This window comes from Pseudomonas sp. NFPP07, assembly GCF_900115645.1.
Classification (GTDB): domain Bacteria; phylum Pseudomonadota; class Gammaproteobacteria; order Pseudomonadales; family Pseudomonadaceae; genus Aquipseudomonas; species Aquipseudomonas chlororaphis.
The window spans coordinates 235,207-248,903 of sequence record NZ_FOXG01000012.1; the positions used below are offsets into that span (position 1 = coordinate 235,207).

A 13,697-nucleotide genomic window follows, 5' to 3' on the forward strand; every position below is an offset into this window, starting at 1 on the left:
TCAATATTATTTAGCGCTGCTTTTAAACAATGGTTCCCATGAAGAGCCGCTAAGTTGTCTTTTATATGCTCGTTACTGCAAGTTGCGAGCGAGCCCCTTTTACCCGCTTTTTCCTCCACGCATACCGCTCTGGATCAATGTTTTGCCTGATTGGCAGGGTGTCCGGGTCGACGTCGTCGCGAGCAGGCTCGTTGCTGTCGCAGCTTGGGGGTTGCCGGTGATGCCTGCAAAAGCCGCAGGCAAAAAAACGCCCCGAACCAGTCGGGGCGTCAGATATGCGGCACTGCAGTTAGCTTTTACCGGGTCTGCAATGGCCGTTTTTCAGCGCGAAGTCGAATCAGTGGAACTGTTCTTCTTCGGTGGAGCCGGTCAGTGCGGTTACCGAAGACGAGCCGCCCTGGATCACGGTGGTCATGTCGTCGAAGTAGCCGGTACCCACTTCCTGCTGGTGAGCCACGAAGGTGTAGCCCTTGGCGGCATCAGCGAATTCCTGCTCCTGCAGCTTCACGTAGGCGGTCATGTCGTTGCGGGCGTAGTCGTGCGCCAGGTTGAACATGCTGTGCCACATGTTGTGAATGCCGGCCAGGGTGATGAACTGGTGCTTGTAGCCCATGGCGGACAGTTCGCGCTGGAACTTGGCGATGGTCGCGTCGTCCAGGTTCTTCTTCCAGTTGAAGGAAGGCGAGCAGTTGTACGACAGGATCTGGTCCGGGTATTCCTTCTTGATCGCTTCGGCGAAGCGACGGGCTTCGTCCAGGTCTGGCTTGGCGGTTTCACACCAGATCAGGTCGGCGTACGGCGCATAGGCCAGGCCGCGAGCGATGGCCTGGTCGAGGCCGGCGCGCACTTTATAGAAGCCTTCCTGGGTGCGGGTGCCGGTCACGAACGGCTGGTCGTACGGGTCGCAGTCGGAGGTCAGCAGGTCGGCGGCGTTAGCGTCGGTACGGGCCAGGATGATGGTCGGTACGCCGGCAACGTCGGCCGCCAGGCGGGCAGCGGTCAGCTTCTGCACGGCTTCCTGGGTCGGAACCAGTACCTTGCCGCCCATGTGGCCGCATTTCTTCACGGAAGCCAGCTGGTCTTCGAAGTGAACGCCAGCGGCGCCTGCTTCGATCATGCTCTTCATCAGCTCGTAGGCGTTCAGCACGCCGCCGAAACCGGCTTCGGCGTCAGCCACGATCGGTGCGAAGTAGTCGATGTAGCCTTCGTCGCCCGGGTTCTTGCCGGATTTCCACTGGATCTGGTCGGCGCGACGGAACGAGTTGTTGATGCGCTTGACCACGGTTGGCACGGAGTCCACTGGGTACAGCGACTGGTCCGGGTACATCGATTCGGCGGAGTTGTTGTCCGCGGCAACCTGCCAGCCCGACAGGTAGATCGCCTGGATGCCGGCTTTGACTTGCTGCACTGCCTGGCCGCCGGTCAGGGCACCCATGCAGTTGACGAAATCTTTCTCAGGACGGAAGGACGGTTTGGCACCCTGGGTCACCAGGTTCCAGAGCTTCTCGGCGCCCATGCGTGCCAGGGTGTGCTCAGGTTGAACCGAGCCACGCAGACGGACAACGTCGGCAGCGGAATAAGTGCGAGTCACGCCTTTCCAGCGCGGGTTTTCAGCCCAGTCTTTTTCAAGGGCTGCAATTTGCTGTTCGCGTGTCAGTGCCATGGAGATAAACCTCGTCGCGTCTTGTGTGAAAAGTCGTTCTTGGGCGGAAAATTCCGACTCGCCAGATACGCAGGGTCAAAGGGTGCGTAGTTGGCTGCTCGCTGACCAGAAGCTTAGGCGGTCAAGTCGGATATGGCGCGATGGCGACGGTTGAACGATGGGCTCAAGGGGGAAGTGAGCAGGTGAGGGCCAGCTGTCGGGCGCATTCGGGCGTCGTGGGCCTTCATACGAACCATCAGTGTGTTGCCGATCTACCTAGTTAGCTTCCGTCCCTCGGGACAACCTCGTTCCAGTCGCAATCTCGTCAAACACACCTTGTGGGCGGTACAGACACGAATCGGCTCAGGTGGGTAGGTTAGAGCGGCGATCCGAAGGCCCTTGCCAGGGCCCCTGATTAGCGGGAGCGAGGCCATCATGCCTTCGGTTTTTTGCCTCGTCAAACGTTTTGTAGTGCTTTTTTTTCACCACTACATCTTTGGTCTAATACGACTAATCAGTCAGTTTCCGGTGCTTTAGTCCAAGGCGTCGACTTTCACTCGCAAGGTCATGTCATCCCGGCCCTGAGTCGAGTAGCTGCGGGTTGTAGCCTGTTTGTCGGCCTGGTTCTGGCGATTGACGCCGGCCAGGGTGATCCACTCGCCAAGACGACCGCTGAGAGTTGTGTCGGTACTTTGCACATTCACTACATCGGGACGTTCCTGGCTCATGCGGTCACGGTTGGTACTGATGCTCAGGTGGACGGTTTCGCCGGTGACGCTGGCCGTGACGTAGAAACCCTGGGTGACGTTGCGATACTGGGTCTGGTTCTGCAGACGGCCGTAAGGATCGGTCTGGGTGGTGGTCAGCGGCACGCTCTGGCCGACCTGGATCAGGGCCGGTATGCCTTCGCTGGCCTGGATCTGCTGGATGCCGCCATCGCGGCTGACGGTGCTGCGGCTGATGATGCGGGTTTGTGGCGTGCCGTTGAGCGAATAACCCTGGTTGTTCTGGGTGTTGTTTTCGTTGGTGTCGACCGTGATCAGCAGGCGTTTGGCGGCGGTATCCAGTTGCGCGATGAAGGCGCGCAGTTCCTCGATCTTCTCCGGTTCCGCATTGACGATCAGCTGGTTGCCGTAGGCGCTGACCCGGCCTTCCTTGCCGAGGAAGTTTTGTGCGACGGGCAGCAGGTCGGCGCTGGTGCGGTTGTTCAGGGGCACGATCTCGGTCGCGGCCGTGACTGAAAAGCTTGCAGTCAACAGCAGCGTCGTGAGCAGGGTGCGTAGGGACATGTCCGTTATCTCCGCTAGGGGTGGAAGCCTTGAGTTTGACAGTTTGTCGGCCTGCGGTGGGGCAAGTTGAATCGCCGATGGCAAAACGCCCCGGCCTCCAAGGAGCCAGCTTAGCTTGCTGGATCCGGGGAGGCCGGGGCGTTTTGTGATGCCTGGCAGGACATCGTCAGCAGGTTCGCTGCTGCGCGGGGCTTGCTCAGGCGTTGCCGCGAACCATGTCGACGTGAGGAATGCCCGCTTCCAGGAATTCCTCGCTGACGATGCTGAAACCCAGGCGCTCATAGAAGGCGGTAGCCTGGACCTGGGCGCTGAGCATCAGCTGCTTGAGGCCGCGCTTCTCGGCTTCGCCGATCACTGCTTGCATCAGCGCATCGCCGACCTTCAGGCCGCGCCAGTCCTTGAGCACCGATACCCGGCCGATCTGCCCATCGGGCAGCAGGCGTGCGGTGCCGATCGGAAAGTCGCCTTCGAGCGCGAGGAAATGCACCGCGCTGTCGTCGTCGGCGTCCCACTCCAGCTCAGGGGGGACGGATTGCTCGATGATGAACACCGCTTCACGAATGCGCCGGATCTCGGCGTTATCCTTTTGCCAGTCTGCGACACGTACGCGAATCTTATTCATCGGCAAATCCCAGGCTTCCTTGCTTGACCAGTTCGCACAGCAGGCTGCGTCCATCCTCGTCCGCCAGCCATGGGCTGAGGTTGTCGAGGTGCAGCGCGTCGGCGGCGCAAATCATCTTCAGCAGTTCGCGCAGCTTGCCCGGCAGGTAGCGGCTCTGGCCGCTGGCGAACAGCAGCAGGTCGTCGTCGACTTCGGACCAGGCCAGGCGCGCGCTCGGGTTGCGGATCAGGATGGCGCCCTGTTCGAGGCTGCCGAGCAGGTCTTCTTCTTCCAGCTCGGGGCCGACCACCAGTTCCGGGTAGCGCGGCTCGGTCATGAACTGGCCGAACCAGGTCAGCAGCATGCGTTCGTCGCTCATGTGCTCGGCCAGCAGGCCCTTGAGGCGATCGAGGGCGTCGTGCTGGATCTGGTGTGGATCGCTGACAGGTTGCACGTCGGCGTCGGTATAGCGCTCTTCATCCGGCAGGTACTGGCTGAGGAAGTCGGTGAAGTGGGTCAGCACTTCGGCGGCGCTCGGGGCGCGGAAGCCCACCGAGTAGGTCATGCAGTCGTTCACCGCGACGCCGTAGTGGGCCAGGCGCGGCGGCAGGTAAAGCATGTCGCCGGGTTCCAGGACCCAGCTTTCGGTTTCTTCGAATTCGGCGAGGATGCGCAGGTCCGCGTGCTGCAGCAGCGGGCTTTCGGCGTCGCACATCTGGCCGATCTTCCAGTTGCGCTTGCCGTGGCCTTGCAGCAGGAACACGTCGTAGTTATCGAAGTGCGGACCGACGTTACCGCCGGGAGCGGCGAAGCTGATCATCACATCGTCGATGCGCCAGCTCGGCAGGAAACGGAAATGCTCCAGCAGTTCGGCGACTTCCGGCACGAACTGGTCGACGGCCTGGACCAGCAGGGTCCAGTCACGCTCCGGCAGTTTGCTGAACTCGTCTTCGGCGAACGGGCCGCGGCGCAGTTCCCAGGGGCGTTCGCCATGCTCGATGACCAGGCGCGATTCGACCTCTTCTTCCAGCGCCAGGCCGGCCAGTTCGTCGGCGTCGATCGGGCTTTCGAAGTCGGGCAGGGCCTGACGGATCAGCAGGGGCTTTTTCTGCCAGTAGTCACGCAGGAATTCCCGTGCGCTGATGCCGCCCAGAAGTTGAAGAGGAATATCAGGATTCATGTGTAACCTATTGAAAAAATGCACTTTTCATACGGGAATAAAAACGCCCGGCGCTGCCGGGCGTCAAAGGTCTTGCCATCGATCAGATGCGTTTGGCTTGCGCCGCGGCATTGCCGATGTAGCTGGCCGGGGTGAGCTTCTTCAGCTCGGCCTTGGCGGCTTCAGGCATTTCCAACGCGTCGATGAAGGTCTGCAGTGCTTCAGGGCTGATGCCCTTGCCGCGCGTCAGTTCCTTGAGTTTTTCGTACGGGTTTTCGATGTTGTAGCGGCGCATCACGGTCTGGATCGGCTCGGCCAGGACTTCCCAGCAGGCGTCCAGGTCTTCGGCGATCTTCTGGGCGTTGAGTTCCAGCTTGCTGATGCCTTTGAGGCTGGCTTCGTAAGCGATCACGCTGTGGGCGAAACCGACGCCCAGGTTACGCAGGACGGTGGAGTCGGTCAGGTCGCGCTGCCAGCGGGAGATCGGCAGTTTGCTCGCCAGGTGCTGGAACAGCGCGTTGGCGATACCCAGGTTGCCTTCGGAGTTTTCGAAGTCGATCGGGTTGACCTTGTGCGGCATGGTCGAGGAACCGATTTCGCCGGCGATGGTGCGCTGCTTGAAGTAGCCCAGGGAGATGTAGCCCCAGATATCGCGATCGAAGTCGATCAGGATGGTGTTGAAGCGGGCGATGGCGTCGAACAGCTCGGCGATGTAGTCGTGCGGCTCGATCTGTGTGGTGTACGGGTTGAAGCTCAGGCCCAGCTCGTCTTCGATGAAGGCTCGGGCGTTGGCTTCCCAGTCGATTTCCGGGTAGGCCGACAGGTGCGCGTTGTAGTTGCCCACGGCGCCGTTGATCTTGCCCAGCAGTGGCACGGCGGCGACCTGAGCGATCTGGCGCTCCAGGCGGTACACCACGTTCGCCAGTTCCTTGCCCAGGGTGGTCGGCGAGGCCGGCTGGCCGTGGGTGCGCGACAGCATCGGCACGTCGGCGAAGCGCAGGGCCAGTTCGCGGATGGCCCCGGCGGTCTGGCGCATCAGCGGCAGCATCACTTCGTCGCGGCCTTCGCGCAGCATCAGGGCGTGGGACAGGTTGTTGATGTCCTCGCTGGTGCAGGCGAAGTGGATGAATTCGCTGACGTTGGCCAGTTCAGGCAGCTTGGCGGCCTGTTCCTTGAGCAGGTACTCGATGGCCTTGACGTCGTGATTGGTAGTGCGTTCGATCTCTTTGACACGCTCGGCGTGCTCCAGAGAGAAGTTTTCCGCCAGGGTGTTCAGCACGGCGTTGGCTTCGGCGGAGAACGCCGGCACTTCGCTGATGGCGGAATGGGCGGCCAGGCGCTGGAGCCAGCGCACTTCGACCAGGACACGAGCACGGATCAGGCCGTATTCGCTGAAAATGGGGCGCAGGGCCTGGGTTTTGCCGGCGTAGCGGCCGTCAACAGGGGAAACCGCAGTGAGCGAAGAGAGCTGCATGGGGTGTTCTCGGACAGTCGGGCAACGAAATGGGGCGCGTATCATACATGAAAATATCCGCCGGTCCGTTGCCAACTGACCAGCGTCTTACGCGTTACTGACTACAAAAGGTCTTGCGGGCGCAGTTCAGCTGCTGCGCATCAGCGGATAAAGCTCTTTGAGCAGTTTGCGGCGGCTGATCACCAGCTGCCAGCGGTGGCCGCCCAGCTGGCGCCACAGCCGCGCCGAACGGATGCCGGCCAGCAGCAGGGCGCGGATCTTCGAGGCATTGCTCGGCTGCTGCAGGTTGCGCATGTCGCCATGCACCTGGATCCGCTGGCGCAAGGTGCTCAGGGTGTCCTGGTACAGCGAGCCGCAAGCGGCAACCACGTTTTCGTGGGCCGGGCCGAAATGTTCGACCTGGGACTGAATCTGCGGCAGGCGCTTGCCGATGATTTCCAGCAGGTCGTCGCGCTTGGCCAGCTGGCGCTCCAGGCCGAGCATCGACAGGGCGTAGCGCAATGGCTCGCGCTGCAGGGTGCTGGGGTCGCGTTCCAGGGCGCCGATCAGGGCGCGATAACCTTCCCGCAGGTTGATGTCGTCGCCACCGTAGACTTCCAGGGTGTCTTTCGGGTCGCGGATCAGCAGGCTGCCAAGCATGCAGCTCAAGGCTGCTTCGGTGACCTGGCCGGTCTTGGCGATCTTGTCCACCAGCACGGCGGCGAGAAACACGCCGCCCAATGCCGTCAGTTGCTCCTGGGTCGGGCTCATGCCTTGCTGCTCCAGGGCTCTGCGACTTCGATCACGCCGCCGCCCAGACAGATTTCGCCGTCATAGAAGACTACGGATTGGCCGGGGGTGACCGCGCGTTGCGGGTCATCGAAGGTGGCGCGGTAGCCGCTGGCGGTCTTTTCCAGGGTGCAAGGCTGGTCGCTCTGGCGATAGCGCACTTTCGCGGTGAGGCGGCGCGGCTGGTTCAGGTCGATCGGGTTGACCCAATAGATGTCGGAGGCGAGCAGGGCGCGGGAGAACAGCCATGGGTGATCGTTGCCCTGGCCAACGATCAGCTCGTTGTGTTCCAGGTCCTTGATCAACACGTACCACGGCTCATCGCCGGCGTCCTTGAGGCCACCGATGCCCAGGCCCTGGCGCTGGCCGATGGTGTGGTACATCAGGCCGTGGTGGCGGCCGATCACTTCGCCTTCGGTGGTTTTGATCTCGCCGGGCTGGGCCGGCAGGTATTGCTTGAGAAAGTCGCTGAAACGCCGTTCACCGATAAAGCAGATACCGGTGGAGTCCTTCTTCTTGGCGGTGGCCAGGTCGTGTTTCTCGGCGATCGCACGGACTTCGGGTTTTTCCAGCTCGCCTACCGGAAACAGGGTCTTGGCGATCTGTTCGCCGCCAACGGCGTGCAGGAAGTAGCTCTGATCCTTGTTCGGATCCAGGCCCTTGAGCAGTTCGGTGCGCCCGTCGATGTCGCGGCGGCGCACATAGTGGCCGGTGGCGATCAGGTCGGCGCCGAGCATCATGGCGTAGTCGAGGAACGCCTTGAACTTGATTTCACGGTTGCACAGGATGTCCGGGTTCGGCGTGCGGCCGGCCTTGTATTCGGCCAGGAAGTGCTCGAACACATTGTCCCAGTACTCGGCGGCGAAGTTGGCGGTGTGCAGCTTGATACCGATCTTGTCGCACACGGCCTGGGCGTCCGCGAGGTCGTCCATGGCGGTGCAGTACTCGGTTCCGTCGTCTTCCTCCCAGTTCTTCATGAACAGGCCTTCCACCTGGTAACCCTGCTCCATCAGCAGGAGGGCGGAAACGGAAGAGTCCACGCCGCCGGACATGCCGACGATGACGCGCTTCTTTTGGGTGTCAGAAGGGGCTGGATCACGCATAGGAATTCAACGGGTGTCTTGAAAAAGGACGCGATTCTAACAGGCTGAGGCCTGCAAGGCTAAAACTGCGGTTAAAGCGACGGACGGATCAGTTCGAGGCTGTGCAGTTGCCCGGCCAGATAGTCGTCGACGCAGCGGATAATCAGCTCGCTGCGCCATTGCGGACGCAAGGCCAGCAGTTCGTCGCGGCTCAGCCAGCGCGGTCCGATGATGCCGTCGTCCAATTGATAGTCAGGGTGGTGCCTGAGCGGTTTGCCGGCAAAGCAGATGCGTTGGTAGGTCACGCCATTGCTGGGGGCGGTGTACAGGTAGATGCCGACCACGCCGGTCAGCTCGATGTCCCAGCCGGTTTCTTCCAGGGTTTCACGAATGGCCGCCTGGAGCAGGCTTTCGTCCGGGTCCAGGTGCCCGGCGGGCTGGTTGAACACCGCCTGGTCGCCCTGGAGTTCCTCGACGAACAGGAAGCGCCCTTGATCCTCAACAATGGTGGCGACGGTGATGTGGGGTTGCCATTCCATATATATAAAGCTCCGTCTTGAGTGGGTGGTCATCATAAGGCGAACGCCAGTCCTGTAGGAGCGAAGCTTGCTCGCGATAGGGGCGCTGCGGTGAGTCAGGCGAAACGCGCTGCTTTCATCGCGAGCAAGCTTCGCTCCTACAGGGAAGGTGTTGTCCAAAAAAGCACAAACCCCGGCACCTGGCCGGGGTTTGTATGACAGCGGTGTTGCTTAAACCAGCGCAGCGATAGCCGTGTTGAGGGTGGCGCTTGGGCGCATGGCCTTGCTCACCAGCTCAGGATTGGCGCTGTAGTAGCCGCCGATATCCACTGGCTTGCCTTGAACGCCGTTGAGTTCGGCGACGATGGTCGCTTCGTTCTCGGTCAGGGTCTTGGCCAGGGCGCTGAACTGCGCTTGCAGGGCGGTATCTTCAGTCTGGGCGGCCAGGGCCTGGGCCCAGTACAGCGCCAGGTAGAAGTGGCTGCCGCGGTTGTCGATGTTGCCGACCTTGCGCGATGGTGACTTGTTGTTGTCCAGGAACTGACCGGTTGCCTGGTCGAGGGTCTTGGCCAGTACCAGCGCTTTCGGGTTGTTGTAAGTGTTGCCCAGGTGCTCCAGGGAAGCGGCCAGGGCCAGGAACTCACCCAGGGAATCCCAGCGCAGGAAGTTTTCTTCCAGCAGCTGTTGTACGTGCTTCGGAGCCGAACCGCCGGCGCCGGTTTCGAACAGGCCGCCACCGTTCATCAGCGGCACGATCGACAGCATCTTGGCGCTGGTGCCCAGTTCCATGATCGGGAACAGGTCGGTCAGGTAGTCGCGCAGCACGTTGCCGGTGACGGAGATGGTGTCCTTGCCTTCGCGGGTGCGGGCCAGGGTGAACTTCATGGCATCGACTGGCGACATCACGCGGATGTCCAGGCCGGCGGTGTCGTGATCCTTCAGGTAAGCCTGGACCTTCTCGATCATCACGCCGTCGTGGGCGCGCATCGGGTCCAGCCAGAAAATCGCTGGCGTGCTGCTGGCGCGAGCGCGGTTGACGGCCAGTTTGACCCAATCCTGGATCGGCGCGTCCTTGGTCTGGCACATGCGGAAGATGTCGCCGGCTTCGACGGCCTGTTCCAGCAGCAGGTTGCCCTTGCTGTCGGTGACGCGAACGACGCCGTCAGCCTTGATCTGGAAGGTCTTGTCGTGGGAGCCGTACTCTTCGGCTTTCTTCGCCATCAGGCCAACGTTTGGCACGCTGCCCATGGTGGTCGGGTCGAAGGCGCCGTTGGCCTTGCAGTCTTCGATCACGGCCTGGTAGATGGTGGCGTAGCAGCGATCCGGGATCAGTGCCTTGGTGTCGTGCAACTGGCCGTCGGTGCCCCACATCTTGCCGGAGTCACGGATCATGGCTGGCATCGAGGCGTCGACGATCACGTCGCTCGGCACGTGCAGGTTGGTGATGCCTTTGTCGGAGTTGACCATGGCCAGGGCAGGGCGCACGGCGTAGACGGCCTGGATGTCGGCTTCGATCTGCGCTTGCTGCTCCGCGGGCAGGGCCTTGATGCGGGCGTACAGGTCGCCGATGCCGTTGTTCAGGTTGAAGCCGATCTGGCTCAGCACATCAGCGTGCTTGCTCAGGGCGTCCTGATAGAACTCGGCAACGATCTGGCCGAACATGATCGGGTCGGAAACCTTCATCATGGTGGCTTTCAGGTGCACCGACAGCAGTACGCCTTGCTTCTTGGCGTCTTCGATCTCGGCGGCAACGAAAGCCCGCAGGGCCTTTTTGCTCATGACTGCGCAATCGAGGATCTCGCCGGCTTGTACGGCGGTTTTTTCCTTCAGGACGGTAGCGCTACCGTCTTGAGCGATCAGCTCGATCTTCACGGTGTCCTGGGCGTCGATCAGGGCGGCTTTTTCGCTGCCGTAGAAATCGCCCTGGCTCATGTGAGCAACGTGGGACTTGGAGTCTTTGGCCCAGGCGCCCATTTTGTGCGGGTGCTTGCGCGCGTAGTTCTTGACCGACAGCGGAGCGCGGCGGTCGGAGTTGCCTTCACGCAGGACCGGGTTCACGGCGCTGCCCTTGACCTTGTCGTAGCGCGCCTTGGCGTCTTTGTCGGCGTCGCTGGTCACGGTTTCCGGGTAGTCCGGCAGGGCATAGCCCTTGGCTTGCAGCTCTTTGATCGCGGCCTGAAGCTGCGGTGCCGAAGCACTGATGTTCGGCAGCTTGATGATGTTGGCTTCAGGCGTTACGGCCAGGTCGCCCAGCTCGGCCAGGTGGTCCGGTACGGCTTTGTCGCCCAGCAGCTCCGGGAAGCTGGCAAGAATACGCCCTGCGAGAGAGATGTCGCGGGTTTCCACGGCAATATCAGCGGAAGCGGTGAAGGCTTCGACGATAGGGAGCAGCGAGTAGGTGGCGAGGGCGGGGGCTTCGTCGGTGAAGGTATAGATGATCTTCGAGCGGGTGGGCATATTCGGATTAACTCTCTTCTTTGCTAAAGCGTGCGCAGAAACTCGAGGAGGCGCCGGGTAAGCGCGTTCGTTCAAAGTCATCCGTGAACCGAATGTCGAGGTTTCTTCGCGGTGATGTTGGGTGCATCAGTCGAGCGTCAAGCGGGTGGGTTGCGGTAACAACCCGGCTTTGGGCGGAAAGTCTCGGCTCCTTTTTTCCAGTAGCAGAGCGCTCAGCCGTCGTGACTCTGTGGTCAGCGGCGGCATTATACATAGGTAGCTGGCAAAACGCCGACGGTTCATATGCAACCGATCTCGTCCATTGGTCTAAAGGTCGCAGGCGGGGTGGCGGCGTAGAGTCCTGTGCAGTGCTCAAGTTTGGCGCTTTTCCCTTTGCTTTCAGGCTTGTAGGCCACGAACTGCGCAGCCTTCACGGCATATGAGCGGAACATGAGGTTCCCGTCCAGATTCAACTGGGGTACGCTCGAACGCAGCCAGATGTTCAATCCACACAACGGAGTTCAGCATGGGATACAAGAAGATTCAGGTTCCAGCAGTCGGCGACAAAATCACCGTCAACGCAGACCATTCTCTCAATGTTCCTAACAACCCGATTATCCCTTTCATCGAAGGCGATGGTATTGGCGTTGATATCAGCCCGGTCATGATCAAGGTTGTCGATGCTGCTGTTAAGAAGGCCTACGGCGGCGAGCGCAAAATCTCCTGGATGGAAGTCTATGCCGGCGAGAAAGCAACTCAAGTGTACGACCAGGACACCTGGCTCCCTCAGGAAACCCTGGACGCAGTCAAGGATTACGTGGTTTCCATCAAGGGCCCGCTGACCACTCCGGTAGGTGGCGGTATCCGTTCCCTGAACGTGGCCCTGCGTCAGCAGCTTGACCTGTATGTGTGCCTGCGTCCGGTGCGCTGGTTCGAAGGCGTGCCGAGCCCGGTGAAGAAGCCTGGCGATGTCGACATGACCATTTTCCGTGAGAACTCGGAAGACATTTACGCCGGTATCGAATGGAAGGCCGGCTCCGCCGAAGCCACCAAGGTCATCAAGTTCCTCAAAGAAGAAATGGGCGTCACCAAGATCCGTTTCGACGAAAACTGCGGTATCGGCGTCAAGCCGGTTTCCCTGCAGGGCACCAAGCGCCTGGCGCGCAAAGCGCTGCAATATGTGGTCGACAACGACCGCGATTCGCTGACCATCGTGCATAAAGGCAACATCATGAAGTTCACCGAAGGTGCCTTCAAAGAGTGGGCCTATGAAGTGGCGGCGGAAGAATTTGGCGCGACGCTGCTCGATGGCGGCCCGTGGATGCAGTTCAAGAACCCGAAAACCGGCAAGAACGTGATCGTCAAGGACGCCATCGCCGATGCGATGCTCCAGCAGATCCTGCTGCGTCCGGCCGAATATGACGTGATCGCGACCCTTAACCTGAACGGTGACTACCTGTCCGACGCACTGGCGGCTGAAGTGGGCGGGATCGGCATCGCTCCGGGCGCCAACCTGTCCGACACCGTGGCTATGTTCGAGGCGACCCACGGTACGGCGCCGAAGTACGCGGGCAAGGACCAGGTGAACCCGGGTTCGCTGATCCTGTCCGCGGAAATGATGTTGCGTCACATGGGCTGGACCGAAGCGGCCGACCTGATCATCAAGGGCACCAACGGCGCCATTGGTGCCAAGACCGTGACCTACGACTTCGAGCGCCTGATGGAGGGCGCCACGCTGTTGTCGTCTTCGGCGTTCGGCGATGCGCTGATCTCTCACATGTAAATTGACACGCTCCAAATGAAACGGCCGGTTCAATCAATTGAACCGGCCGTTTTTTTATGACTGTTTTTTATGACTGGATGCTGAAGATTTTCAGCTCAGGGCCGTTTCCTGGTAGGAGGGGGCTGCGGCGGGGGTGTTCTGGGTCTTGATGGATTGGATTTTCACGGCGTGCAGGCCCTTGGGTCCTTGAGTGATCTCAAAGCTCACGGCCTGGCCGGCTTTCAAGGTTTTGTAGCCTTCCATCTCGATGGCCGAGTAGTGGGCGAAAAGGTCGTCGCTTTTACCCTCCTCATTAATGAAGCCATAACCCTTGGCGTTGTTGAACCACTTGACCTTGCCGCTTGCCATGCTCATATCCCTCTGCAACAGACTCCATCACTGGAGTATCATCCAGTTCATCCGTACCGGAATCCGAAAATATAGGATTGACGGCACGGACCTTTATTACCCAATGTGGGCTCTATTGGTTGTAACACCGTTTTGCCGATAGTCAAGGTGACCCGGCGGTCGGAGTTGAAATCCCCCTGGAACGCCCCCACCACTGTATTTGCTCAACTAACGAACCTTTCTTTCCATGCATGCAATCAGCCAGATTCGACTAACATTCAATCAGGATCGCCCGGATTTCCAAGACGACGATTCCGCTGGCTTGGCTGTACAGGAAGCTAAGCCGACGTTGCAGGCTCCGCCGATGTACAAGGTGGTTTTGTTCAATGATGACTACACACCGATGGATTTCGTCGTCGAAGTGCTCGAGGTGTTTTTTAACCTGAATCGCGAGCTGGCGACCAAGGTAATGCTGGCCGTTCATACAGAAGGACGGGCAGTATGTGGATTGTTTACCCGCGACATCGCCGAGACCAAGGCCATGCAGGTCAACCAGTACGCCAGGGAAAGCCAGCATCCGCTACTCTGTGAAATCGAGAAGGACGGTTAACGCCGACC

Annotated in this window: 12 protein-coding genes; 2 read left to right on the forward strand and 10 right to left on the reverse strand. The window is 60.4% G+C overall.

What is annotated here, in order from left to right:
• Positions 1-337: 337 nt before the first annotated feature.
• The 9 genes from aceA to BM019_RS27950 all read right to left on the reverse strand — a co-directional run bounded on the left by aceA (position 338) and on the right by BM019_RS27950 (position 10,990).
• Positions 338-1,663, reverse strand: a complete 1,326-nt coding sequence (gene aceA, locus BM019_RS27910) for an isocitrate lyase (protein ID WP_007929188.1) — start codon at positions 1,661-1,663, stop codon at positions 338-340.
• A gap of 512 nt (positions 1,664-2,175) precedes the next feature.
• Positions 2,176-2,931: a secretin N-terminal domain-containing protein gene (locus tag BM019_RS27915; protein WP_092421942.1), complete on the reverse strand. Its 756-nt coding sequence runs from the start codon at positions 2,929-2,931 to the stop codon at positions 2,176-2,178.
• A 196-nt stretch (positions 2,932-3,127) separates the two neighbouring features.
• On the reverse strand, positions 3,128-3,553 hold the full coding sequence (locus tag BM019_RS27920; protein WP_007929190.1) for a GNAT family N-acetyltransferase: 426 nt from the start codon (positions 3,551-3,553) through the stop codon (positions 3,128-3,130).
• Positions 3,546-4,712, reverse strand: a complete 1,167-nt coding sequence (locus BM019_RS27925) for a ribosomal protein uL16 3-hydroxylase (RefSeq protein ID WP_092421945.1) — start codon at positions 4,710-4,712, stop codon at positions 3,546-3,548. Before BM019_RS27925 ends, BM019_RS27920 begins: the two co-directional genes overlap by 8 nt.
• Before the next feature lie 82 nt (positions 4,713-4,794).
• Positions 4,795-6,165, reverse strand: coding sequence for an adenylosuccinate lyase (gene purB / locus BM019_RS27930; RefSeq protein ID WP_007929192.1), 1,371 nt, complete (start codon positions 6,163-6,165; stop codon positions 4,795-4,797).
• Positions 6,166-6,291: 126 nt separating this feature from the next.
• A complete protein-coding gene (gene hflD, locus BM019_RS27935; RefSeq protein ID WP_007929193.1) occupies positions 6,292-6,915 on the reverse strand; it encodes a high frequency lysogenization protein HflD in 624 nt (207 codons plus the stop codon).
• Positions 6,912-8,036: a tRNA 2-thiouridine(34) synthase MnmA gene (mnmA, locus tag BM019_RS27940; protein WP_092421948.1), complete on the reverse strand. Its 1,125-nt coding sequence runs from the start codon at positions 8,034-8,036 to the stop codon at positions 6,912-6,914. Before mnmA ends, hflD begins: the two co-directional genes overlap by 4 nt.
• Before the next feature lie 71 nt (positions 8,037-8,107).
• A complete protein-coding gene (locus tag BM019_RS27945) occupies positions 8,108-8,554 on the reverse strand; it encodes an NUDIX hydrolase (RefSeq protein ID WP_092421951.1) in 447 nt (148 codons plus the stop codon).
• A gap of 210 nt (positions 8,555-8,764) precedes the next feature.
• Complete coding sequence (locus BM019_RS27950; RefSeq protein WP_092421954.1) at positions 8,765-10,990, reverse strand: NADP-dependent isocitrate dehydrogenase; 2,226 nt, start codon at positions 10,988-10,990, stop codon at positions 8,765-8,767.
• A 505-nt stretch (positions 10,991-11,495) separates the two neighbouring features.
• Between BM019_RS27950 and icd the strand changes: the two genes are divergently transcribed.
• Positions 11,496-12,752 (forward strand): NADP-dependent isocitrate dehydrogenase, encoded by a 1,257-nt coding sequence (gene icd / locus BM019_RS27960; protein ID WP_007929208.1) that lies wholly within the window; start codon positions 11,496-11,498, stop codon positions 12,750-12,752.
• A gap of 90 nt (positions 12,753-12,842) precedes the next feature.
• Here the strand turns inward: icd and cspD are convergent, their stop codons facing one another.
• Positions 12,843-13,100: a cold shock domain-containing protein CspD gene (gene cspD, locus BM019_RS27965; RefSeq protein ID WP_009044583.1), complete on the reverse strand. Its 258-nt coding sequence runs from the start codon at positions 13,098-13,100 to the stop codon at positions 12,843-12,845.
• Between the two features lie 226 nt (positions 13,101-13,326).
• On the opposite strand from cspD, the gene clpS reads away from it, so the two are divergent.
• Positions 13,327-13,689 carry an ATP-dependent Clp protease adapter ClpS gene (clpS, locus tag BM019_RS27970; protein ID WP_009044582.1) on the forward strand — a complete coding sequence of 121 codons (363 nt, stop codon included), beginning with the start codon at positions 13,327-13,329 and terminating at the stop codon, positions 13,687-13,689.
• The last annotated feature ends 8 nt before the right edge of the window (positions 13,690-13,697 follow it).

Excerpts from the sequence above, each read along its gene's own strand:
- BM019_RS27920 (WP_007929190.1), bottom strand. The coding sequence starts at position 3,553 with ATGAATAAGATTCGCGTACGTGTCGCAGACTGGCAAAAGGATAACGCC.
- aceA (WP_007929188.1), bottom strand. The coding sequence starts at position 1,663 with ATGGCACTGACACGCGAACAGCAAATTGCAGCCCTTGAAAAAGACTGG.
- clpS (WP_009044582.1), top strand. The coding sequence starts at position 13,327 with ATGCATGCAATCAGCCAGATTCGACTAACATTCAATCAGGATCGCCCG.
- BM019_RS27945 (WP_092421951.1), bottom strand. The coding sequence starts at position 8,554 with ATGGAATGGCAACCCCACATCACCGTCGCCACCATTGTTGAGGATCAA.
- BM019_RS27915 (WP_092421942.1), bottom strand. The coding sequence starts at position 2,931 with ATGTCCCTACGCACCCTGCTCACGACGCTGCTGTTGACTGCAAGCTTT.
- BM019_RS27925 (WP_092421945.1), bottom strand. The coding sequence starts at position 4,712 with ATGAATCCTGATATTCCTCTTCAACTTCTGGGCGGCATCAGCGCACGG.
- icd (WP_007929208.1), top strand. The coding sequence starts at position 11,496 with ATGGGATACAAGAAGATTCAGGTTCCAGCAGTCGGCGACAAAATCACC.
- cspD (WP_009044583.1), bottom strand. The coding sequence starts at position 13,100 with ATGGCAAGCGGCAAGGTCAAGTGGTTCAACAACGCCAAGGGTTATGGC.
- hflD (WP_007929193.1), bottom strand. The coding sequence starts at position 6,915 with ATGAGCCCGACCCAGGAGCAACTGACGGCATTGGGCGGCGTGTTTCTC.
- BM019_RS27950 (WP_092421954.1), bottom strand. The coding sequence starts at position 10,990 with ATGCCCACCCGCTCGAAGATCATCTATACCTTCACCGACGAAGCCCCC.
- purB (WP_007929192.1), bottom strand. The coding sequence starts at position 6,165 with ATGCAGCTCTCTTCGCTCACTGCGGTTTCCCCTGTTGACGGCCGCTAC.
- mnmA (WP_092421948.1), bottom strand. The coding sequence starts at position 8,036 with ATGCGTGATCCAGCCCCTTCTGACACCCAAAAGAAGCGCGTCATCGTC.